The 22885-nt window shown below is 66.6% G+C and carries 20 protein-coding genes; 8 read left to right on the forward strand and 12 right to left on the reverse strand.

Translation table 11 applies throughout. The annotated features are described in order from the left end of the window. Nucleotides 1-78: 78 nt before the first annotated feature. Nucleotides 79-1299, forward strand: a complete 1221-nt coding sequence (locus ACSQ3P_RS20310; protein ID WP_436167302.1) for an MFS transporter — start codon at nt 79-81, stop codon at nt 1297-1299. A 111-nt stretch (nt 1300-1410) separates the two neighbouring features. Here the strand turns inward: ACSQ3P_RS20310 and ACSQ3P_RS20315 are convergent, their stop codons facing one another. Next, nucleotides 1411-1764: a DUF1304 domain-containing protein gene (locus ACSQ3P_RS20315; RefSeq protein WP_436167303.1), complete on the reverse strand. Its 354-nt coding sequence runs from the start codon at nt 1762-1764 to the stop codon at nt 1411-1413. Between the two features lie 152 nt (nt 1765-1916). Beyond that, nucleotides 1917-3257: a flagellar protein export ATPase FliI gene (fliI, locus tag ACSQ3P_RS20320; RefSeq protein ID WP_436167304.1), complete on the reverse strand. Its 1341-nt coding sequence runs from the start codon at nt 3255-3257 to the stop codon at nt 1917-1919. A 342-nt stretch (nt 3258-3599) separates the two neighbouring features. On the opposite strand from fliI, the gene ctrA reads away from it, so the two are divergent. Beyond that, complete coding sequence (ctrA, locus tag ACSQ3P_RS20325; protein ID WP_069692841.1) at nt 3600-4301, forward strand: response regulator transcription factor CtrA; 702 nt, start codon at nt 3600-3602, stop codon at nt 4299-4301. A gap of 184 nt (nt 4302-4485) precedes the next feature. On the opposite strand, the gene ACSQ3P_RS20330 is transcribed toward ctrA, so the two are convergent. The 6 genes from ACSQ3P_RS20330 to chpT form a co-directional block, all read right to left on the reverse strand. Beyond that, nucleotides 4486-5376, reverse strand: a complete 891-nt coding sequence (locus tag ACSQ3P_RS20330) for a CheR family methyltransferase (protein WP_436167305.1) — start codon at nt 5374-5376, stop codon at nt 4486-4488. Then, on the reverse strand, nt 5373-6485 hold the full coding sequence (gene cheB / locus ACSQ3P_RS20335) for a chemotaxis-specific protein-glutamate methyltransferase CheB (RefSeq protein WP_436167306.1): 1113 nt from the start codon (nt 6483-6485) through the stop codon (nt 5373-5375). Before cheB ends, ACSQ3P_RS20330 begins: the two co-directional genes overlap by 4 nt. Nucleotides 6486-6561: 76 nt before the next feature. Beyond that, entirely contained in the window at nt 6562-6927 is a 366-nt protein-coding gene (locus ACSQ3P_RS20340) for a response regulator (protein WP_043237911.1), read from the reverse strand. A 30-nt stretch (nt 6928-6957) separates the two neighbouring features. After that, entirely contained in the window at nt 6958-7473 is a 516-nt protein-coding gene (locus ACSQ3P_RS20345; protein ID WP_436167307.1) for a chemotaxis protein CheW, read from the reverse strand. Further along, a complete protein-coding gene (locus ACSQ3P_RS20350) occupies nt 7470-10091 on the reverse strand; it encodes a chemotaxis protein CheW (RefSeq protein ID WP_436167308.1) in 2622 nt (873 codons plus the stop codon). Before ACSQ3P_RS20350 ends, ACSQ3P_RS20345 begins: the two co-directional genes overlap by 4 nt. Nucleotides 10092-10189: 98 nt before the next feature. Next, nucleotides 10190-10831 carry a histidine phosphotransferase ChpT gene (gene chpT, locus ACSQ3P_RS20355; protein WP_069692837.1) on the reverse strand — a complete coding sequence of 214 codons (642 nt, stop codon included), beginning with the start codon at nt 10829-10831 and terminating at the stop codon, nt 10190-10192. 130 nt (nt 10832-10961) lie between these two features. Between chpT and ACSQ3P_RS20360 the strand changes: the two genes are divergently transcribed. Next, nucleotides 10962-11813 carry a 3'(2'),5'-bisphosphate nucleotidase CysQ family protein gene (locus ACSQ3P_RS20360; RefSeq protein ID WP_436167309.1) on the forward strand — a complete coding sequence of 284 codons (852 nt, stop codon included), beginning with the start codon at nt 10962-10964 and terminating at the stop codon, nt 11811-11813. Here the strand turns inward: ACSQ3P_RS20360 and ACSQ3P_RS20365 are convergent. Further along, entirely contained in the window at nt 11792-12373 is a 582-nt protein-coding gene (locus tag ACSQ3P_RS20365; RefSeq protein ID WP_436167310.1) for a YHS domain-containing (seleno)protein, read from the reverse strand. The two genes, ACSQ3P_RS20360 and ACSQ3P_RS20365, sit on opposite strands and share 22 nt — an antisense overlap. 278 nt (nt 12374-12651) lie before the next feature. Here ACSQ3P_RS20365 and ACSQ3P_RS20370 point away from each other — a divergent pair, with 278 nt between their 5' ends. The 4 genes from ACSQ3P_RS20370 to ACSQ3P_RS20385 all read left to right on the forward strand — a co-directional run bounded on the left by ACSQ3P_RS20370 (nt 12652) and on the right by ACSQ3P_RS20385 (nt 16673). Further along, nucleotides 12652-13242 carry a DUF1134 domain-containing protein gene (locus ACSQ3P_RS20370; protein ID WP_436167311.1) on the forward strand — a complete coding sequence of 197 codons (591 nt, stop codon included), beginning with the start codon at nt 12652-12654 and terminating at the stop codon, nt 13240-13242. Nucleotides 13243-13341: 99 nt separating this feature from the next. Further along, on the forward strand, nt 13342-14598 hold the full coding sequence (locus ACSQ3P_RS20375; RefSeq protein ID WP_436167312.1) for a hypothetical protein: 1257 nt from the start codon (nt 13342-13344) through the stop codon (nt 14596-14598). A 270-nt stretch (nt 14599-14868) separates the two neighbouring features. Continuing rightward, a complete protein-coding gene (locus ACSQ3P_RS20380; RefSeq protein WP_310147971.1) occupies nt 14869-15813 on the forward strand; it encodes a sugar kinase in 945 nt (314 codons plus the stop codon). Further along, on the forward strand, nt 15813-16673 hold the full coding sequence (locus tag ACSQ3P_RS20385; RefSeq protein ID WP_436167313.1) for a TIGR01459 family HAD-type hydrolase: 861 nt from the start codon (nt 15813-15815) through the stop codon (nt 16671-16673). Before ACSQ3P_RS20380 ends, ACSQ3P_RS20385 begins: the two co-directional genes overlap by 1 nt. A gap of 76 nt (nt 16674-16749) precedes the next feature. Here ACSQ3P_RS20385 and ACSQ3P_RS20390 read toward each other — a convergent pair whose 3' ends face one another. From ACSQ3P_RS20390 to ribA, 3 genes are all read right to left on the reverse strand, one after another. After that, a complete protein-coding gene (locus ACSQ3P_RS20390) occupies nt 16750-18279 on the reverse strand; it encodes an MFS transporter (RefSeq protein WP_436167314.1) in 1530 nt (509 codons plus the stop codon). A gap of 232 nt (nt 18280-18511) precedes the next feature. Beyond that, nucleotides 18512-20878 carry a hypothetical protein gene (locus ACSQ3P_RS20395; RefSeq protein WP_436167315.1) on the reverse strand — a complete coding sequence of 789 codons (2367 nt, stop codon included), beginning with the start codon at nt 20876-20878 and terminating at the stop codon, nt 18512-18514. Between the two features lie 31 nt (nt 20879-20909). Further along, nucleotides 20910-22037, reverse strand: a complete 1128-nt coding sequence (gene ribA / locus ACSQ3P_RS20400) for a GTP cyclohydrolase II RibA (protein WP_436167316.1) — start codon at nt 22035-22037, stop codon at nt 20910-20912. Nucleotides 22038-22283: 246 nt separating this feature from the next. Here ribA and ACSQ3P_RS20405 point away from each other — a divergent pair, with 246 nt between their 5' ends. Next, entirely contained in the window at nt 22284-22868 is a 585-nt protein-coding gene (locus tag ACSQ3P_RS20405) for a cytochrome b (protein WP_436167317.1), read from the forward strand. The last annotated feature ends 17 nt before the right edge of the window (nt 22869-22885 follow it).

Here is a 22885-nt window from a genome sequence, read left to right on the forward strand (position 1 = left end):
TGCCGCTCCTGACACGCTTCAGCTAAGGCTTCCGCAACAGAGTGGGGCGCTGCTCCCGCCGTCGACGGAAACGCCTTCTTGTCCGCCCCTTTCCTGCCTGCCTCCTCGCGCCTGTCCGGGCATACAGCGCTGCTCTGCGGCCTGGCGCTGACCCGCATCATCGGCTGGGGCTCGACCTATTACGCGCCGTCCGTGCTGGCGGGCTATCTCGATCGCGAAATGGGGCTCGGGCCCGAGCTCGTCTTCAGTGGCATTACCATCCTGCTGCTCACCGGGGCGTTCGCGGCGCCGGCCCTGGGCAAGCATCTCGACGTACATGGCACGCGTCGCTCGATGTGCGTCGGCGCGGTGATCTGCGGGCTCGGCCTGGCGACGCTCGCCCTGGCGCAGGGGCCGGTCAGTTATCTCGCAAGCTGGTTCGTCATCGGCATCGGCCATGCGATGACGCTGGCCAATGTCGGCAATGTCACCGTGGCTCAGGTCATGGGCGAGCGCACGCGCCGGGCGCTCGGTCTGATGATGCTGGTGACCGGGTTCTCCTCGAGCGTGTTCTGGCCGCTCGCCGCTTTCCTGTCGCAAGCCTATGGCTGGCGCGTCGCCTGGCTGATCTTCGCGGCAATGCAGATCGTCATCGTGCTGCCGATCCATTTCGCCATCCCGGCCTATCATCGCTCGCCGGCCGTGGAGGTGGTGGCTGAACCGGCGAAGACCGCCGATGAGGGTAGCGCTCCCCATGCACAGCGCCGAGGCATCTTCTGGTTGCTCGCCTTGATCTTTTCCGCCAGCGGGCTCGTCTCCTGGGGCTTGCCCCTGAACCTCATCGCTTTGCTGCAAAGCTCGGGCCTGAGCCAGGCGAGCGCGGTCGGCATCGCCTCCTTGGGTGGTCCGGCGACGCTTTTGGCGCGCCTTGTCGATGCGGTCGCGGGCGAGCGTTTTCCCGTCGAGCGCGTGGCGTTGGGCGGGCTCGCGCTGGGGCCGCTCGCCTGCCTGATCATGGTGTTCGCGCCGGGCTCAGTGACGACCGCCGTTACCTTCGTCGTCTGCTTTAGCGCCGCGATGGGGGTGATTTCCGTTGCACGTGCCACGCTGCCGCTGGCGCTGTTCGGCCGCCAGGGTTTCGGGGCGATGCTGGGCAAGCTCGCTGTGCCGCAGAACATCGCCTTCGCCGTGGCGCCCCTGCTGTTCGCGGTGATGATCGAGAGCATGGGTAACCGCGCCACGCTGGTCGCCTCGGCGGCGATCCAACTCGTCGGCTTCCTGGCGATGCTGCGGCTGGTGCGCCTGCTGAGAGGCACCTAGAGCAATTGAACGATCCAGTTGGATCGTTCAACAACTCCTGCTCTTTGTTTTAATGCGTTTTCTTCACGCGAACCGGTGTCCACTTCGCTCGAAAACGCTCTGGAGGCGGCTTCAGATCCTGATCAGCAGCGCCAGCAGGGCCAGGGCGGCGGGGGCGGCCTGGATGTAGAGGATCTTGCGGCTCGCCGTCGCCGCGCCATAGAGGCCCGCGACGATCACGCAGGCAAGGAAGAAGGTTTTGATCGCGAAACCAGCCTCGCCGAGCCACAGGCCCCAGACCAGTCCTGCGATCAGGAAACCGTTGTAGAGGCCCTGATTGGCGGCGAGCGTCTTGCTCTGGGCGGAGAACTCCGCCGTTGTGCCGAACGCTTTGCGGCCGCGCGGGGTGTCCCACCACAGCATTTCGAGCATGACGATATAGGCATGGATCAGCGCGACGAGGCAGATCAGGATGGTCGCTGTCATCGGGCTGGCTCCAGTTATGGCAGATAGGTCGTAGTGAACTTCCATTCGCGTGGATTCAGCAAGCGGCCGGCCGGTTCCCTCCCCAGAAGCTGCTGCCCCTAACAACCCTAAAGCTGCGCGCGCTCGTTGCAGGCACAGCCGTCGCCCGTGCCTCAACCGTTCATGATCGCCGACAGCATGGCGTAGCATTCGGGCAGAGAGGTCGCTTCGTCCTTGGCCTGCTTGAGGAAGCCTTCTAGCGCCGGGTTGAGGCGGATCGCCTCGTCGACTTCGGCCGAGGCGCCCTGGCGATAGGCGCCGAGCCGAATCAGTTCCTCCATGTCGGCATAGGTCGCGAGTGTCGCGCGCGCTTTCTGCACTACCGGATAGAAAGCCGGGTCGCAGGAGCGTGGCATGGTACGCGAGACCGATTTCAGGATGTTGATCGCCGGATAGCGCCCGCGCTCGGCGATCGAGCGCTCCATTACGATATGGCCGTCGAGGATGCCGCGCACCGCGTCCGCCACCGGCTCGTCATGGTCGCCGCCATCGACGAGCACGGTGAACAGGCCGGTGATGGCGCCATCCCCGATGCCCGGCCCGGCGCGCTCGAGCAGGCGCGGCAGTTCGGCGAAGACGGTCGGCGTATAGCCCTTGGTCGTGGGCGGTTCTCCTGCAGCGAGGCCGATCTCGCGCATCGCCATGGCGAAGCGCGTGACCGAATCCATCAGGCACATCACCTGCTTGCCCTGATCGCGGAAATATTCGGCGAGCGTCAGCGTGGTCATGGCCGCCTGCTTGCGCATCAGGGCGGGCTCGTCCGAGGTCGCGACGACCACGACCGAGCGCGCGAGGCCGGAGGGGCCGAGATCGTCCTGCAGGAACTCCTGCACTTCGCGGCCGCGCTCGCCGACGAGGCCGATGATGTTGACGTCGGCCCGCGCGTAGCGCGCCAGCATCGAGAGCAGCACTGACTTGCCGACGCCCGAGCCGGCGAAGATGCCCATGCGCTGGCCGAGGCAGCAGGTCAGGAAGGCGTTGAGCGCGCGCACGCCGAGATCGAGCGGCTTGCCGACGCGGCGCCTCGAATGAGCGGGCGGCGGATCGTTGCGGAAGGTGCAGAGCGTTTCGCCCTCGGGCAAGGGCGGGCCGCCATCGACGGGGCGGCCGAGCGCGTCGACGACGCGACCGAGCCAGGCGGAGGTCGGTCTGATGCCGGGCTGGGCCTTGTCGACATAGGCGGGGCAGCCGCGGCGCACGCCGTCGAGCCCGCCATAGGGCATCACCAGTGCTTTCTCTCCGGAGAAGCCGATGACTTCGCAGGGCACGCGGATGCCCGGCGCGATCTCGATCTGGACGCGGCCGCCCAGGCTCATCGCGCCGATCGGCCCCGAAATCTCGACGAGCAGTCCCCGGACCGCGGTGACACGGCCGTAGACCGTGACGCTGTCGAGGCCGCCAATGACGGCAGCGAGGTTGGAAAGTCGGTCGGGGCCGCGCGAAGCGCTGTTCATAACTGCTTCCGTCAACCTTTCATTTACCTGTGTGATTAACACTGTGTTTCGAGGCTGCGGCGTTTCGCAGGGCCTTTCAGCCCTGTTCCACGACGCTGGTCTCCGCGAAAGGCGATTTCGCGGGTGAAGGCTCCACGATCCGTGTTAAATTCGACTCACCTCGACAAGGATCGTTCACTTTCTCCCAAGAAGCGCTTGCGCTCGGGAATCACGGTTTGTTAACCATTTCTCCGTAGCGTGTCGCGTGGCGTTTCATCAGGCAAGCACGTCATCGTCCTGAGCCGCGGGGGCCCGGATGAGAAGAACGATCAGCTTGCCTGCGGGCGGAATTGGGGACGTGACATGCGGGTTCTGCTGATCGAGGACGATAGCGCAACCGCTCAAAGCATCGAGCTGATGCTCAAATCGGAGAGCTTCAACGTCTACACCACCGATCTCGGTGAGGAAGGCGTCGATCTCGGCAAGCTCTACGACTACGACATCATCCTGCTCGACCTGAACCTGCCCGACATGTCGGGATACGAGGTTCTACGCTCTCTGCGTGTCGCCAAGGTGAAGACACCCATCCTGATTCTGTCCGGCCTCGCCGGCATCGAGGACAAGGTGAAGGGTCTCGGCTTTGGCGCCGACGACTATCTGACCAAGCCCTTCCACAAGGACGAGCTCGTCGCCCGGATCCACGCCATCGTGCGCCGCTCGAAGGGCCATGCCCAGTCGGTCATCACGACGGGCGACCTCGTGGTCAATCTCGACACCAAGACCGTGGAAGTCGATGCCGCGCGCGTCCACCTCACCGGCAAGGAATACCAGATGCTGGAGCTGCTCTCGCTCCGCAAGGGCACGACGCTGACCAAGGAGATGTTCCTGAACCATCTCTATGGCGGCATGGACGAGCCCGAACTCAAGATCATCGACGTGTTTATCTGCAAGCTGCGCAAGAAGCTCGCCAATGCGTCGGACGGCAAGAACTACATCGAGACCGTCTGGGGCCGCGGCTATGTGCTGCGTGAGCCGATGGACGTCGAGGAACGCATCCCGGCCTGAGATGCGATGGCCCGTTCCGCTCGTCATCGGGCGGTCATGAACGGATGCCAGAACGCCCTTGGCCTGATCGTCGGATGTACACGACAGGTCGACGGGGACCCCGCCGAGAGGCGGGGTTTTTGTTTGGACGAACCCGCAGTTTTAGTCGGAGACCGCGCTGCCCGCCGGTCCGACGGGAGAGGTTTCAACCGCGGACGCTGCTCAGCGTTGGCGTCCTCGTCCGGTCGAAGGGCAGGCCGAGGCCGGCGCTTTGCCCATTGCTCGAGCGGCTTTCGCGATAAAGACCGCGATGGCTCTTGTCGGGCACGATGGTCGTGGTGATGCCGATGACGGTTTCGGCGGCACCGAGCACGAAGACGCCGTCCGCCGTCAGGCGCTGGGCAAGCGCCGCCATCACCTTGGCCTTGGTCGGTACGTCGAAATAGATCAGCACGTTGCGGCAGAAGATGATGTCGAACTGCCCGAAATGGCTGTTCGGCAGCAGCAGATTATGGGGTTTCAACTCGACCATGGCACGGATGCGTTCGGAAACCTGCCATTTGTCGCCATCCTGCCGGAAATGCCGCAGCAGCATCTGGATCGGCAGGCCGCGTTGCACTTCGAACTGGCTGTAGATGCCGGCCCGCGCCTTCTCCAGCACCTCCGAGGAGATGTCGGTACCGAGAATCTCGACCTTCCAGCCAACGAGCCGGGTGGCCATCTCGTCGAGGATCATGGCGAGCGAATAGGCCTCCTGGCCGGTCGAGACCGCCGCGCACCAGATGCGCAGTGTCCGGCTGGCGGCGTTGGCGGTGAGCTTTTCCGGCAGGATCACGTCACGGAACAGATCGAACGGCGTCCGGTCGCGAAAGAACAGCGTCTCGTTGGTCGTCATCGCCTCGATGACGGCGTTTTCGAGCAAGAGATCGGTGCCCGGGCGCAGCGCCTGCACGAGCGTGCTCAACCCATCGATACCGCGGCGGCGGCAGAGCATGCCGAGGCGGCTTTCGGCGAGATAGCGCTTGTCCTGGCTCAATGAGAGACCGGAGCGCACATGCAGCAGGGCGCGCAGGAAGTCGAAATCCGCCTCGGTCATGAGGGTTTGCCCCCACGCAGCAGGTCGCGGATCGCGCCGCCGATGCCATCGAGCGGAATCACGGCGCTGGCATGCCGTGCCCGCACCACGGAGCCCGGCATGCCCCAGATCGTGCTCGACAATTCGTCCTGGGCGATGACGGCAGCGCCGGCCCGTCGCAGCGCGCCTGCGCCTTCCGTACCGTCGCTGCCCATGCCGGTGAGCACGAGGCCGAGCGCTGCGGAGCCGAGATGGCGGGCGCCCTCGGTGAAGAGAACGTCCACGGCGGGCCGGCAAAAGCGTACCGGTGGCGCGTCGCTGATGCTCGCGACGAGATGACCGAGCTTGCGGTCGATGCCGAGATGCCGGCCTCCAGGGGCGACATAGATCGTACCGCGCGAAAGGCGCTCGCCGTCATAGGGTTCGCGCGCCGGTATGCCGATCTGGGCGCTGACTTGCTCAGCGAAGGAGGCGGTGAAGAGCGGCGGCATGTGCTGGACGATCAGGGTCGTCAGGTCATTCAGCGCATCGCCTATATCGGAGAGCACCTTGGCGACGGCGCGGGGGCCTCCGGTGGAGGCGCCTATCATCAGATAGCGCGGCATCACCGAGACGAGATTGCGCAGGTTCACCGGCCCGACTGGAGCGAAATCGAGGTCGATCTCCGGTGGCAGCGCTCCCGCGCGCGCCGGAGACTGCGCGATGTTGCTGAGCTTGAGCAAGAATTCGCTGCGGAAATCGAGCGACAGCGTCATACCGCCACGGCTGTCCGGCTTGGAGAGCACATCCATCGCGCCTTTGGTCATGCATTCCAGCGCGATGCGGGCGTTGCGTTCGGTCAGCGTGGTGGCGAGCAATACGCCGGTATGGGGGCTTTCCTTCAGGATCTGGGGCAGGGCTTCGGCTCCGCCGAGGCCGGGCATGTTGAGGTCGAGCACCATGACGTCCGGGTGGAAGCGCCCGGCATGGGCCACTGCCGTTTCGCCGTCGCCAGCGACAGCGACGACATGGAACTGCCCGCTCTCGCCGAGCCAGCGTGCGAAGAGGCCGCGCACGACGACGGAATCGTCGGCGATCACGACCGTCTTGGGTCGCTGCGCCGATGCGCTCGCTGGCGAGAGGCTCGTCATGTGTCGCGCCTCCGGCGGACTTGTCACAGGTCGTAGAGGTGCCAGGCAGCGGCGAGGGAACTCGCCACGCTATAGCTCACAGCAGGCCCACCTGATGGAACTTCGAAGCGACGATTTCCTTGTCGAAGGGCTTCATGATGTATTCGTCGGCGCCGGCATGCATGGCCCGCGCAATATGGGCGATGTCGTTCTCGGTGGTGCAGAACACGACCTTGGGCCGCTTGCCACCCGGCATTTGCCGCAATGTGCGCAGAAAATCGTAGCCGTCCATGATTGGCATGTTCCAGTCGAGCAGGACGGCGTCCGGCATCTCGCCCTTGCAGGCGTCGATGGCGCGCGCGCCATCCTCGGCCTCGGCGATGCGGAACTGCAGGCCTTCCAGAATGCGGCGGGCGACTTTGCGGATCACGGCGGAGTCATCGACGACAAGGCAATATTTCATGGTTTTCTCCAAAAATCGTAGTGCGACGCCTCAGGCGGCCACCGGCAAATCAAGCTTCAGGACGGCATCGACATCGAGGACGACGAGAAGACGCTCGTCGAGACGATGCACGCCGGCCGCAAGCGCGGCCCAACTGGCATCGAGATGCACGGGAACGGGTTCGAAGGTCGACTGGTCCAAGCGCATCACCTCTCCGACCGCATCGACGATCAGCGCATAGGCCTCGCCGCCGAGGTCGATGCCGACCGCGACGAGTTCGCAGGCCTCGTCATGGCGGGGGGGGGCAGCGACCGGGTGGCCGAGACGCTGGCGCAGGCAAATGGCGGTGACGACACGCCCGCGCAGGTTCAGCAGGCCGACGATCTCGGAGGGCGCGCGCGGGACGGTCGTGATGTGGTTGGCGATGAAGACGTCGTGGACGCGCCCGATCGGCAGCCCGAGCAGCTGCTCGCCGACGGTGACGGTGACATAGTCGAGCGATTCGCCGAAAGCGGCAGCCGCCGAGACGGCGCCGGGCGCGGGTGCATTGGCGTCGTGCTTGCTCATGCGGCCTGCCTCATGCCGGATTTGCGTTCCGCCAGCTCGCTCAGCAAGGCGCGGCGATCGAATTTGGCGATGACCTCGTCGAGCCGCACCTGCGCCGCGCGCATGTGCAATTCCGGGGTGGCGAGCGAGGTCAGGCCGAGAATCCGGAGGCGGTCGCCGCTTTCGGAGGCGCGCAGCGCCGCGGCGAAGGCGTAGGCGGCGTCCGGGCTGCGGTCGAGGTCGATCAGCACGCAGGTCATCGCTTGGTGCGCGGCCAGCCGCGTCGCGGTCTCGAAATCGGAGGCGAAGGCGATCTGCCGTCCCGAGGCTTTCAACACGGGGCTCAGCATCTCGCGCAGGAAGTCGGAGGGTTCGACCAGCAGGATCCGCGCGACATCGATCGGCTGCGCGTCTGAGCGTCGGCCGCTCAGCCAGCCCGGGTCGTCCTTCGGCAGGTAGTGGGCGAGGTCGAGGATGTCGGTGGCGCGGCCGCGAATGATGGCCGAGCCGATGACGCCGCGGTCGATCATCGAGGCGATCTCGACATCGAGCACCTCATCGACGATATCGACGATCGCATCGACCGCGAGCCCCAGGATCAGTTCTCCCTCGGAGATGATGACGAGCGGCTGCAGTCCCTCTGCGCGGATCGCGGCCTCGCCGACCGGAATGATCGGCATCAGCCGGTTGCGGTAATGCAGGAGAACGCGGCCGCCGCTATGCTGGAATTCACCGGCGTCGACCTCCTCGAGCCGGGTCACCAGCGAGAGCGGCACCGCCTTGACGCCTTCGAGCCCGGCGCGGAACACCAGCATGGTCGTCTTCTCGGCGGTCGGTGACTGGGCTTGCGCCGGCGCCTCGACACGCAGCGCATCGACGGTCGCGGCCGCGCCGACGAGCCGGGCGATGCCGTTGGGATCGACGATCAGCACCACGGCGCCATCGCCGAGGATCGTGTTCCCGGAGAACAGCGGGATATGCCGCAGCTTCGTCGACATCGGTTTGACGACGATTTCCTCGGTGTGGAAGACACCGTCGACCAGGATCCCGAACTGGCGCTCGCCGATCTGCGTCACCACGATGAAGCCGTCATCGGTCGGCGCGCCGGCTGCCCCCATCAGGGCGGACAGGGCGATGATCGGCAGCAGGCGGTCGCGCAGGCGCAGCACCGGCGCGCCATTGATCTGCTCGACGCGATGGTCCGCGCCCGCCTTCACCCGGACGAGCTCGCGCACCACGACCTGCGGAATGGCGAAGCGCTGCTTGCCGGCCACGACGATGAGGGCGGAGACGATCGCCAGCGTCAGCGGGATCTTGATGGTGATGGTGGTGCCGATGCCGGGCGTGCTGGCGACGTCGATGATGCCGCCGATGGCGTCGACATTGACCTTGACGACGTCCATGCCGACGCCGCGGCCCGAGACCGCCGTCACGCTTTCTGCCGTCGAGAAGCCGGGGTGGAAGATGAAGCGGCTGATCTGCGCGTCGCTCATGCGCTCGATCTCGGCCTCCTGGGCAAGGCCCTGCTGCAGGGCCTTGCGCCGGATGCGCGCGATGTCGAGGCCGCGCCCGTCATCGGAGATCGCGATCGTCACCGAGCCGCCCTCGTGATAGGCGGCGAGGCGGATGGTGCCGTGTTCGGGCTTGCCCGCCGCGAGCCGTTCTTCCCGCGGTTCGATGGCATGGTCGGCGCAGTTGCGGACCATATGGGTGAGCGGATCCTTGATCAGGTCGAGGATCTGGCGGTCGAGCTCGGTGTCGGTGCCCTCCATCACCAGTTCGATGCGCTTGCCAAGTTCAGCGCCGAGATCGCGCACGATGCGCGGCAACTTCGACCAGGCGTTGCCGATCGGCTGCATGCGCGTCTTCATGACGCCGTCCTGCAGCTCCGCCGTGATCAGCGAGAGCCGCTGCAGCGGTGCCTTGAGGCCGACATCCTCCTGCTTGCGGGATATCTCCAGAAGCTGGTTGCGGGTCAAAACGAGCTCCGACACCATCGTCATCAGATGCTCGATGGTGTCGACATTGACGCGCAGCGTCGCGGAGCCGCCGGGGCGGCTCTCGCGCGGCGCGGCCTCGTCCGCTGCTTTCGCCGCGGCCGGCGCCTCGATGCGCCCGTCCCGGCCGCGCTCCGGCCCTGGCGCGCTACGGAAGACGAGGTCGAGCTCGTCCTCGCTCAGATGCGAGCCATGGCGGGTGAGATAAGCGGCGACGGGGTCACTCGATTCGCCGCTCTCCGGCGGCAGATGCAACAATTCGGCCTTCGCCTGATCGGCCAAGGCCAAGAGTTCCGTGATCAGCGCCTCGTCATTGCCGACGGGTTCCTGGCTCTTCTCGGCGAGCTCGGCGAGAATCTCTTTGATGCGGTCGATGGTTTCGAGAATGGCGGTGACGGCGATCGCGCTGACGGTGGCCCCATCCCGGAACTGGCCGATCACCGACTCGGCAGCATGGGTCAGCGCTTCCAGCCGGGGCAGGCCGATGAAGCCGCAAGTGCCTTTCACCGTATGCACCAGGCGGAAGATATTGCGCAGGATCTCGCGGTTATTCGGCTCCTGCTCGAAGCGTACGAGTTCCCGATCGACCGTGTCGATGTTCTCGCCGGTCTCGCTCAGGAACTCTTGCAGCAGATCATCCATGCCGAAGACCATCACCCACGCAACAATACCGGGCGATCTAAGCAGGAGAAGGGTTTATGATCTGTTTCGATCGTACCCGCAGCGCAATGATTCGGCGCTCAATCGGCCTTTTGTGCGGTGATGCTGACCGTGTCGCCCTCGATGGCGAAACTGATCGCCATGCCGGCGGCGCGGGCGACCATGCCGGTGTAGAGCGGCTGGACGGCATGGGCGTCGATCGTGCCGGTCTCGGAATGGCCCGCGATCAGGTCCTCGACATGGTTGGGAATGCGCGCATGCGAGCCCGTGGCGGTGATGACGAAGCGGCCCTGCTCGCCCTCGATCGTGGCGCGGGAGACCAGTTTGCCGCCGCGCGGCACGGCATGGGTCGCCAGGATGAGCAGGTTGAGGAGCAGCTTGACCTGGTTCTTCGGCAGCAGGGCGCGTGGCGCCTCCCAGTCGAGCGAGAGCTTGTCGTCGTTGAGGAAGCCGTTGGCGACATTGCCGGCGTCGCCGAGGTCGATCATCGCGCCGGCGGAACCCGCCGCTCCGAAGGCGAGGCGGGCGAACTGCAAGCGCGCCGAGGCGCTGCGGGCACTCTTCTTGATCAGGTCCAGCGCGAAATCGCGCATGGAGGGATCGTCTTCCTCCAGAACCTCCAGCGCGTTGACAATGGCGCCGACCGGGCTGATCACGTCATGGCAGACGCGGCTGCAGAGGAGCGCGGCCAAGTCTAGCGGCTCGAGCGAGATGGCGGTCATGGCTTGGTGTCCTGCGATCGACGGTGCGGAGCGCGCGGTGTAAAGCGGCGCCATTAGTACATAGATATGGTGCCAGCTTGGTTTGCATGTGGTTAACCCTGATTTTCTTGTCGAAGGGGCCTTCGGGACGATGATCGGCCAGGACGACCCCCGTCTTTGCGACTGCAACGATCTGGCGCGCCGGCTCGCGGAAGCCGCGCGCCTGAGCGCGGCGGTGCTGCTGACGATGCGCATGGCGCGCGACGTCAAGGTCAAAGCCGACGGGTCGCCGGTCTGTTCGGCCGATCTCGCGGCTGATCATACCGCCAAGGGCGCGCTTGCGCGCCTGCTGCCCGGTTTCCCGGTGATCAGTGAGGAAAGCGCCGACGCCGTCGCGCCCGCTCCGATCTTCATCCTGCTCGATCCGCTGGACGGCACGCGCGAGTTCCTGGCCAATGGCGACAGCTATTGCGTCGCGATCGCGATCATCCGTGACGGCCGGCCGATCGCTGGCGCGATCGCGGCACCGCAGCTCGGGCGGCTCTGGTTCGCCGGCGAGGGCGCCTTCGCGCAGCGTCTGGCATCGGACGGGGCGGCGCTGGGCGAGCCCGAGCGCATTCATGTCCGGTCGCTTCCGCCCGATGGGCCGGTCACCCTGGTCAGCCGCTTCCATGGCGACGAGCTCAGCGACAAGGTCGCGGTGGCTATGGGATCGCGCGCTACGATGCCGATGTCGTCGGCGGTCAAGTTCGGGCTCATCGCCTCGGGCGAGGCCGATCTGCATGTGCGTGCCGGCCAGACGATGGAATGGGACATTGCGGCCGGAGACGCGATCCTGAAGGCCGCGGGCGGCAGCGTGTTGATGCTGGACGGGGACTTGCCGCGCTATGGTGCGAGCGAGCGCCAGTTTCGCAACCCGCCCTTCGTGGCGGCGAGCAGCGAAGCGCTTGCACGCCGCGCGGCCGCAGCGGCGGACAACGTTCAGCGCGCGATGGTCCCGTAGACATCCTTCCACTGTGCTTCGGCGAGCTGGAACAGTGTGGCGTTGCTGATGAAGCGGCGGCGGTTCTCGGCCGTACGGAACAGGTAGAGCCGCGAATCGATCACGGCGAACAGGTGCGGATCGCTCTCGACCGCCCGGCCATCGGCGACGCCGGTGGCGTCAAAGCCGGCGAAGGCTGGCTCATAGACGTCAGGTGCGTCGCGGAACGCCTCACGGTTGGCGGCGGAGGCGAAGCGCCAGACTGCGCCGCCATGGATGAGTTCGTAGTCCGGGCGACCCGGCGTCGCGCGTCCCAGCAGTTGATAGGCGACGGGGTCATAGCCGTGGAGCGCGAAGCCGGAGGGCGTGTCGCGCTGCATCGTCTCGCCCAGGCGTGGCAGCTGCGGCAGGCCCGAGGGCAGGCCGGGTATGACCGAATCGGAGGAGGAGAGGTTTTGCGCGGAGGAAAGGCTTGGCGCGGAGGCGAGCGGCTGCGTCGCCATGACCGGCTGGATCGCGATGGCGAGCGCAAGCACGCCGACCGCAATCGAAATCCAGCGCTGCCATGTTACGGCCTTCATCGCGTCAAATCCTTTGGATGTCAGTTCTTCGGTGAGCCGTAGCGCGCCGGAATCTTCACGGGTTGGATACACTTGCGAGGTATCAAACCCGTTACCGAAATGGTGCGTATTTGCGCGGTGTCATGCTTCGCGTTCGAAAACCGCGCGTTTCTGCGCGGTCCAGAGCTCCCCTCCGACAGGGGGATCGGCACGGATCTGCAGTCGACTGCACTGCGGGCTCCACGGTCTTCCGGTCGGTTTGAATTCACGAACTGGCGCCCAGCCCGGAGATGATCTCGATGATAAAGACACGCCGCAGCTTCGTCGCCGGAGGGCTCGCGCTTGCGAGCGCCGGCTTGGCGATGCCGTCCGCTCCCGCCCTCGCCCAGCAGAACTACAGCCAGAGCCGGTCGTTCTCGCAAAACGAGCTCGTCGGCTCCGGTCATCAATTCTTCGGAAACGTCTCGCGCGGCCTTGCCTTGACGATCGAAGAGGCTGTGCGGCGCTGGGGCGAGCCCAATGGCTATGTGCTGGGCCAGGAGGCCTCCGGCGCCTTCGTCGGCGGGTTGCGCTATGGCGAAGGTACGCTGTTCACCCGCAATGCCGGCGATCGCAAGGTGTTCTGGCAAGGGCCGTCCGTCGGCTTCGATTTTGGCGGTGAGGGCGCCCGCACGATGATGCTGGTCTATAACCTGCCGGCGGTCGAGGCGCTCTACCAGCGTTTCGTCGGCGTCGACGGCTCGGCCTATTTTATCGGCGGCTTCGGCTTTACCGCGATGGCGGCCGAGAACGTGACCCTGGTGCCGATCCGTACGGGCATCGGTTGGCGCCTGGGCGTCAATCTCGGCTACCTGAAGTTCACGCCTCAGGCGACCTGGAACCCCTTCTGACGGGGTCTGCTGAGAGGGTTCTGCCGAAGCGCTGGTCATGATGCGGCCGGCGTGGCAGTTTCACGTGTCTGATCATGTCCAGATGCGGAGCGGCAAGTCTTGATCGAAGCCGTCATGCTTGTGATGCTCGGCTTTCTGTCGGCGACGCTCCTGGCGTTGGCGGCGGTCCCGGCCTTGGCGCGCCGCGCCGACAGGCTGGCGCGCAAGCGGGCCGAGGCGGCGTTCCCCCTGTCGCTTGCCGAGATTGCCGCCGACCGCGACCATTTGCGGGCGGAACTCGCCTTGCGCGCGCGGGGGCTGGAGCAGCAGGCCGAGCGTGGCTTTGCCGCCAAGGCGGCGGCAATGCAGGATATCGGCCGGCGCGACATGACGATCGGCCAGCTCGAACGCGATCTGCGCGCCGGTGAGGCGCGGATCGCCGATCTCGACGCGGGCCTGACCGCGACGCGCGGCAAGCTCGCGGAGACGCAAGGCCGGCTCGCCGTCGAGACCGCGAGCCATGCGGAGACGGGCAAGCTGCTGGACAAGCGCATCGCGGACCTCGCCGCCCTCGAGCGCAGCCTCACTGAGGCGCGCATGGCGCTGACCGGCACGAGCGCCGATCTATCTGCGCGCGGCGCGGAACTCGACCAGGAGCGCGCGACCTTGGGCCGAGTTCAGGCGCTGCTGGGCGAGCGCGACGCGGAACTCGCCGCGCTGCGGGCTGAGAGCGATGCGCTGCAAGCCTCGCAGCTCAAGCATCGGACGCAGATGCTGGTGCTGGAAGGCCAGTCCGTCGACCTGTCGGGCCGTCTTGCGGCAGCCGAGCAGGGGCTCGTTGTGGCCAAGATCGCGCTCTCTGCGATGACGATTGATCGCGACAGTGAAAGGCTGCGCGCCGACACTCTGTCCGCGCGCGCGGCTCAAGCTGAAGCCGGGCTGGCGGCGGCGGATGCTGCGAGCGCTGCGGCCACAGTTGAGACCCGCCGCATCCAGGGTTTGCTGAAGCAGGAGACCGAGGCGCTCGCTTTGCAGATGCAGGCGCGCGTGGCGGCCGAGCAGGGCGCCGAAGAGGCGAAGGCCACGAGGCTCGGAGCCGACCATAAGCTCAGGCAGGAAAACGAGGCCATGCGCGGGCATTTGCGCGAGCGTGAGCAGCGCTTGGAGACGCTGCATGCCGAGATCCAGACCTTGCAGGGCGCGCTGATGCAGGCGCGGACCGAACGAGGCGTTCCGAAGCGCGAGGATGCAAAACCGGCCGTGCCGGTTTCATCCGTCGCTGTGCCCGCTGGCGGTAAGACCGCGCTCCGGCGCGACATCATGAAGGTCACTGGGCGCTTGAAGGCCAGGCGACCGAAGCAGGAAGCCGCCGAATAGATCCGGCGACGGACCCGGCATGGCTTGGTAAGGTCCGGCTTCGTAAGGTCCGGCTTCGAAAACCGTTTTCCACTTTTTCGTCGGATGCTCGAGAGCCGGATGATTTCAGATGGGATCACCAAGTGACCCCATCTGAAATCTGAATCCGTCTCTCATCTAAGAGTGAGAGCAGGATCAACGCGAAAAAACCGGTTTCCACTTTTTCGCATCCTGCTCTAGGAAAGCGCGCCCGCGCATCCCTGCGAGACCCTGTCCGAGATGGTTTCTGCCGTGACCGAACCCAAGATCGATCTGCTTTGCATCGGCGAACCGCTGGGCGAGTTCAACGCGACGCGCGGCGATGCCGGCTCCTTCCAGTTCGGCCATGGCGGTGACACCTCCAACTGCGCCGTGGCTGCGGCTCGCCAGGGCGCCTCGGTCGCCTATGCGGGCGCGCTGGGCGATGACAGCGCCGGCCGCTCCCTGCGTGGGCTGTGGCAGCGCGAGAGCGTCGATGATCGCCATGTTTCGACGCATCCAAGCGCGCCGACGGGGCTCTATTTTGTCGATCATGGGCCGAGCGGCCATGTTTTCTCCTATCTGCGGGCGGGCTCCGCCGCGAGCCTCTATGGGCCGCGCGATCTGCCGCGCGACCTGATCCGCTCCGCGCGCATCGTCCAGGCTTCCGGCATCAGCCAGGCAATTTCGGCGAGCGCCTGCGATGCGGTGTTCGAGGCCTTTGCGACCGCGCGCGAGGCCGGCGTGCTGACCGCCTACGACACCAATCTGCGCCTCAAGCTGTGGCCGCTGACGCGGGCGCGCGCGATCATCCACGCCGCCTGTGCGATGTCCGACATCGTGCTGCCGGGGCTGGACGACGCGACCCAGCTCACCGGCCTGAATTCTCCCGACGCCATCGTCGATTTCTATCTCGGCCTCGGCGCACGGGTGGTGGCTCTGACGCTCGGCCATGAGGGCTCGCTGGTGGCGACGCCTGTCCGGCGCGAGCGTTTGGTGCCGATCAAGGTCGAGGCCATCGATGCGACCGGAGCCGGCGACTGCTATGACGGCGCGTTCCTGTCGGAATATATCCGCACCGGCGACGCCTTCGCGGCCGGGGCTTACGCCAATGTCGCCGCCGCGCTCTCGACGCAGGGCTATGGTGCGGTCGCGCCGCTGCCCCGCCGCGCCGATGTCGAGGCGCGGATGGCGCTCGAGGCGAAGGCTGCGCGGTGATGGGCGTTCCAGTCCTGACCGAGGCGGGCGCGCTGCTTGCCCGCTACGATGTGCTGATCAGCGATGTCTGGGGCGTGGTTCATGACGGCGTCTGGGCGCTGCAACCGGCCTGCGACGCCTTGATCCGCTTCCGCGAGGCGGGCGGGGCGGTGGTGTTGCTCTCGAACGCGCCGGGCCCCTCGCAACAGGTCGCCGGTGTGCTCGACAAGAAGCGCGTGCCGCGCCAGGCCTGGGACCGGCTGGTCACCTCGGGCGACGTGACGAAGGCGCTGATCGCTGGGAGCCATCACCATAAGGTCTTCCATATCGGCTGGCATGACGATCGTTCGATTTTCGAAGGCGCCGACATCATCCTGGTCGGAGAGGACGAGGCCGATCTCGTCGTCGCCACCGAGCTCAATGATTACCGTACCGAGACGCCGGAGCAGTACCGTCCGCAGCTCGCGCGCTTTGCCGCGCGCGGCGTGCCCTTCATCTGCGGCAATCCCGATCTCGTCGTCCATGTCGGCGAGGATCTCCTGCCCTGCGCCGGCGCGCTGGCGACGATCTATGAGGAGCTCGGCGGCCAGGTCGCCTGGGCCGGCAAGCCGCACCGGCCGGCCTATGACCTCGCGCTGGAGGCCGCCCGTGCAGCGCGCGGCGGCCGTGCGGTCGACCCCGCCAAGGTGCTCGTCATCGGTGATGCGGTACGCACCGACCTTGCCGGCGCGCGAATGATGGGCTTCGACAGCCTGTTCATCGCCGGAGGCATCCATCGCCAGGAGACGATGAGCGGTGGCGTGGTCAATCCGGCCGGGCTTGCCAAGGTGCTGGCCGGACTGCCTGTCCAGCCAAGGGCGGCGATGGGTGCGCTGGGCTGAGCCTCGGCCCGGCTCTCAACTTTTAGAATCGATCAGGTTTTCGCATTCGGACGATGCCGTCCGAATGCGACGTGATCTAGTGCGGCTCTCCCGGACGGGCGTCGCGCAGCACCGTCAGCGTGACGGCGATGCAGAACAGCATGCCAGCGACCGACAGGATGGCCGATGCATGGAAGCCGGCCATGAAGGCCGCGCTCGCCTGCGCCAGAATCGGCCCCGCTTGGTCGGGGGTGAGTTTGGCCGCAAGCGCGAGCGCTCCGCCCAGCGTCGCCCGCGCCGGGGCGAGTGCGTCTGCGCTGAAGCCGGGCACCATGATATCCGTCATGCGGCTGCGATAGAGCGCGGCGCCAAGGCTGCCGAGCACGGCGATACCGAGCGCGCCGCCGAGCTCCGCGCTGGTCTCGGACATGGCGGAGGCTGCGCCCGTCCGTTCCGGGGGCGCGGATCCGACGACGATTCCGGTCGTCAGGGTGATCACCGGCGTGAAGCCGACCGAGAAGACCACCGACGCCGCGACGATTTGGACGAGGTCCGGGGCGAAGACGAGCCAGATGAAGCCAAGCGCGGAGACCGCCAGGCCGCTCGCCATCAACGTGGCAGGCTTGCAGCGGGCGGCGAGCGCAGGCGTCACGAAGGAGGCGAGCGTGAAGGCGATGGCTGAGGGCAGCGACCAGAGGCCGGCCTGCAGCGGCGTCAGGCCGGCGACGAGCTGGAAATACTGCGCCAGGAAGATGAAGCTGCCGAACATGAACAGGATGCTGGCGAGGTTGATCGCCAGCGCAGCCCTGAAGGCGGGGATGCGGAACATGGCGAGGTCGACCATCGGGTCGGCCAGCCTGGCCTGCCGCCGCAGGAAGACCAAGGCGAGGCTGAGCCCCGCCAGGATCGTCGCCGCGGCCAGCGGCCCGAAGCCGGACTCGGCCCAGTGCTTGATGCCGTAGATCAGCCCAAGTACCGCGGCCAGCGAGAGCAGCGCGCTGAGGATATCGATGCGTCCGGCATTCGGCGCCCGGTATTCCGGCAGCAAGATGGGGCCGATGACAAGCAGCAAGAGCATCGGCGGCACGGCGATGAGGAACACCGAGCCCCACCAGAGATACTCGATCAGCAAACCGCCGACGACCGGGCCGATGATGGCCCCGGCGGAAAAGCTCGCGATCCACATCGATATCGCGAAGGTCCGTTCCTTCTCGTCTTCGAACATCTCGGCGATGAGCGAGAGCGTGGAGGGAGCGAGCGTCGCGCCGGCGATGCCGAGCACGGCGCGCATCGTGATCAGCATTTCGACGCTGTTCGAGAAGGCGGCGACGGTCGATGCCAGGCCGAAGAACGCGGCGCCGAGCATCAGTAAGCGGCGGCGGCCGATTCGGTCTCCGAGCGTGCCCATGGTCATCAGGAAGCCCGCGACCATGAAGCCGTAAATGTCGATGATCCAGAGGAGCTGGCTCGCGCTCGGCTTCAGCTCGCGTGTCAGTGTCGGCACTGCGAGGTTCAGCACCGTCAGATCCATCGAGTAGATCATGCAGGGCAGGGCGATCGCGATCAGGCCAAGCCATTCGCGTCGCGTCGCCTTTCTGCCGCCTTGCGACGGGGATGCCGAAGTCATTATTCTCTCGCAGCCGTTCTTTCCGGAGCGGGCCTCTTGCCACGGAAGTGCGGCCGAAGCTGGCAGGAGATGGTGTATCAACTCGTCCCCGTGACGAGACTGCCAGCGCGTCTTCGAGCAGGCCTGAACGCGAAGCGCAATCTTCTTAGTGAGGCGAGCGGTTCTGCCTGATAAGCCCGGTGCAGCAGATCCCGGAAGGACGGCGCTTCGGGCAGGGGCACGGCGCCTCTCTTCACCCCTGTAGCTTTGTCCGCTCCGCGCGCAGCCGCTTGCCTATATCCTCGAACAGGCCTTCGAACGGCCTGAACACGAAGCGCAGGGTCGAACGGCCGGGCGGCACGGCGACGGCGCGGAACAGGACATTGGCGCGCAGCAATTCGGCCGGTTTGCCGTCGATCTCGACCTGCCACCAATGGTGCCAGACATCGTTGAGCACGACGAAGCCGCCGCGCGGCGCATCGACCCTCAGCGATACCTCGGTGGTGCCGTAGTCGGTGATGATGACCGAGCCGGGTTGTGCCGGACCGGTCGGGACCGGCGGCGGGGTGCGGTCGAGCAGCACGGTCGTCTTCGGATCGAAGCCCTGCGGCCATTGCCCGCTCGTCAGGATCGCGTCGAAATCGACCTTCTGCGCCTGGGTGACGAGCAGCACGCGCGGCAGCGCGCGCGGGTTCTCATAGACATAGGCGTCCTTGGTGCGGGCGATCTGGGTGAGGTCGCCGGGCTTCAGGCGCTTGTCGATCTGTTCGGCGGGCACGCCGGTCGCGATGAAGCGCAGGCCCAGCATGTCGGCGAGCAGCGAGCGATAGCCCGGCATCAGCGGGGAGAATTGGCGCTGCTCGGGCAGGGCGACGTGGTCCTCGGCCCCGGTCGCCTTGCTGTAGAGGCCAAGCCTGAGCGGGTTGTAGCCCAGCGTGTTGTCGAGTTCGTGGACGAGACTGGCATTGGGCCAGTGGAAGCCGATGCCGGCGAGTTCGATGCGGTCGCGCCGGTCGGGCGCGGCGGTGCGGGCGGTCTCGCGCTTGAGCAGGGCGATCGTCTCGTTCTTGCTGTCGGCGCGCAGCACCTCATAGCTCTGCGAGGGCAGGGCGGTCGATTCGCTGGGGCCGTTATTGACGGAGAGATCGACGGTCAGCGTCGCGGCCAACACGATCGCCGCCGCCAGCCCCGAGCCACGCAGGCTCAAGCCGCGCGCTGCAACCAACGCGCCCAGGCTGAGCACGGCGCAGAGCAGCGCGATCAGCAGCGGCATGGCCGCAACGGGCAGCCGGCCGACCGTCCAGGCAAGCCAGAATGCAAGGCCAAGCGCGCCAAGGAAGATCGCGGCCTCGATGGCATAGTGCCAGGGCCGGGCACGCGGCGCAGTGTCGGTCATGACAAGATGGGTGAGGTAGCCGCCGAGCAGCGCGAGAAGCGCGCCGAGAATGAACAGAGCATCGGCCGGACGCCGGTAGAAATCGATACCCGGCAGTTCGAACAGCAGGCGGAAGCCCGGCGTGTAGCGGCCGAGCGCATAGATCAGCACGATCGCGGCGGCTGCGCTCAGCGCGATGATTTCGCGCCGCAGCAGCGCCCCGCGCACGATCCCCACGGTGAGGATCAGCAGCATCGGCAGGAGGCCGAGATAGAGCTGGCTCATATTGCGCGCGAGATAGAGATCGAGCGGCCCGAAGCGCGCCTCGAAGGCCGGGCTCGGCGCCCCCCAGAAGTTTTCCAGTGGGCCGGCCGCGCCGTAGAGATTGGCGAAGAGGGCGGTGAGCAGCGCGGCTGGATGCAGCGAGCCCTTGCCCGCTCCGACCAGATCGATCTCGGGTCGGTTGGATTCCTGGGCGAAGAAGGCGGTGAGCAGGATCGGCACGGTCGCGACCAGGGCTGCGCCGAGGACGCCGGCCATGAGTGGCCACAGGCTCGCGCGCAGCGCCCGCCAGGGATGGCGGGCCATGGCGATCGCCGCGACGACGAGCCCGACCAGCACATAAACGCCGATCAGCGCGACCTGGTCGCGCCCCAGCACCATGAAGCCGGCCATGACGCCCGCCGCGAAGCCGTAAAAGGCCGAGCCGCGTTCCAGTGCGCGCGCGACCAGCAGCAGCGTGATCGCGAAATAGCCGAGGCTCAGCACCTGCCCGACATGCTGGATGCGCCAGGCCGCCGAGGCGCCGAAGGCAAAGGCGAGCGCGGCGACGACCGCACCCGCCGGATGCCAGTCGCGGTCCCGGAACAGCAGGATGATGGCGAAGGCGCCGGCCAGCAGCGTGCCGAGTACGGCGCCGTCGCTCCAGCGAAAATCAGGCGTCGGGTTCAGCGCCGCGATCAGGGCGAAGGAGGGCGAGAAGATCAGCGATTGCGGATCGGCGACCTGCGGCGAACCGGAAAAGACATAAGGCGTCCAGAACGGCGAGAGCCCCTTGTGCCAGGCGCTTGCCAGGAACTGGAGCTGCGGATGGAAATGCGCCTTGGCGTCCCAGGGAATCGTGACTGCACCGGAGAGCCATGGCCAGGACAAGGCGAACCAGGCCAGCGCCACGATGCAAAACACGCTGGCGAGCGGCCAGCGTGCGCGGGGAGGCGAGGCGTGGTCGAGCGCGGGCTCCGACATCGGTCGACTCTGCCCGGAGTTGCGCCCGCGATCAATCCTTCGGCGCGGCCCGCGCCATCAGCGCGTCCATGTCGATGATGTGGCCGGCACGATCGCGCTTGGAGGCGAGATAGCGGACATTGTGGATATTGGGGCGGCCGAGCACGCGCTGGGTCGCTGCGACCTCAAGCCCCGCCGCCTTGATGGCGCCGACCTTGAGCGGGTTGTTGGTCAGGGCGGTGACCCGGGTCACGCCGAGCTGCTTCAGCATCGTCGCCGCGAAATCGTAATGGCGCTGGTCGAGGTCGAAGCCGAGGACCTCGTCGGCGTCATAGGTGTCCCAGCCCTGGCTCTGCAGCTTGTAGGCGCGCATCTTGTTGGAGATGCCGTTCCCACGGCCCTCCTGGTCGAGATAGAGCAGGATGCCGCCATCGTTCTGCGCCATCCACTGGACGGTTTCACGGAGCTGGTCGCCGCAATCGCATTTCAGCGAGCCGAACAAGTCGCCGGTCAGGCAGGCCGAATGCAGCCGCACAGGGACCGCCTCAGCGAGGTCGGGCTTGCCGACGATGATCGCGACTTGGTCGCGCAGGCCTTCGCCACCGCGGAACACGACGAATTCGGTTTCGGGCGCGCCTTCCAGCGGCACGGGCGCGCGGCCGACGATGGTCAGCGAGGCGGCCTGCGCCGCGCGATAGGCGTTCACGGCCTCGATCGAAACCTCGATCAACGGCTCGCCCGATACGGCCTCGGGGCTGACCGGCACGAGGATGACGGCCGGCAGCACAAGCGCCAGGCGGGCGAGCTCGAGCGCGACATTGTCGACCTCGGACGCGGGAGCGACGGGCGCATCGACCTTGCCGTCGGTCTTGAGGGCGAGCGTCTCGATGCGGCTCAGATCGATCCGGGGCATCGCGAGCACGCCGGTTTCACTGCGGCCCTTCGCGCCCAGGCGGCGTAGCCGCGCGGCGCTCAGGACGAGATGGGCATGGCCCTTGGCAAGCTCGTCGAGGCGCTGGACCAGCACGGCGTCGGCAAGTTCGGCGGAGAGGGCCAAGGCCAGGCGCTCGCCGGCGCGCAGCAGCACGGGGCGGCCGGCGCGGAATTCCGAGATCGCGCGGTCGACGGCCACGAGGCTCGTCTCATGCGGGCGTCCGAAGAGCGTACGCGACTTGGGCATCGGGATTGTATCCGTCAGATTGCGCCGGTGGTCGGCAGTGGAGTGTAGCTTCTACGGTCGAAAGGTCGATATGGATGCGACCGCATGGCCGTATCGCCAAACGTGCCGGCCGCGATGGGGTTCCCGCCGCCGGAATTGTCTCCTCGCCCGACCCCGCAGCCGTCCAATTCCCATGACGTTGCGTATAGGGTTGCGACGTTGAACATGAGATGAATGCGAAGGCATCGACCCGGCCTGGAGAGTTGCATGACGCAAGATCACGACCCATTCGCGACCATGGCTGCGCCACCGCCCACATATAGTGCAGCCGCGCGCCATTTCCATTGGGCTACGGCTGCGGCCGTGCTCGTCATGCTGCCGCTCGGTTTCGCCATGACCTATCGCGGCAATACGCTGGATATCTGGGACGGGCTGACCGACGCCCTGTTCAGCACGCACAAGCTGATCGGCTTCCTGCTGATCTGGCTCGTCGCCGGGCGGCTTGCCTACCGGCTGCTGCGCGGCGCTCCGCCTGACGAGCCCAGTCTGCTCTGGTGGGAGAAGGCGGTTTCGCATCTGGTGCACTGGCTGCTCTATGGGCTGCTGTTGATCGTTCCGCTGCTCGGCTGGGTCGGCGTCTCGCTCTATCCGTCGCTGACGCTCTTCGGCCTGTTCGACCTGCCGCGGCTGGCGGCGCCCAACCAGGCGCTGGCGGAGAATGTGCTGCGCGTCCATGGCAAGCTCGCCATTCTGACGGCGTTGCTCGTCGGTGCGCATATCGCGGCCGCGCTCTACCACCATCTGATCCGCAAGGACGGCGTCCTGCGCCGGATGCTGCCTGGGCTGCGGTAGAGCATCGGCCCGAAAAG

This window comes from Allobosea sp. LjRoot9, from assembly GCF_964252745.1.
GTDB lineage: Bacteria > Pseudomonadota > Alphaproteobacteria > Rhizobiales > Beijerinckiaceae > Allobosea.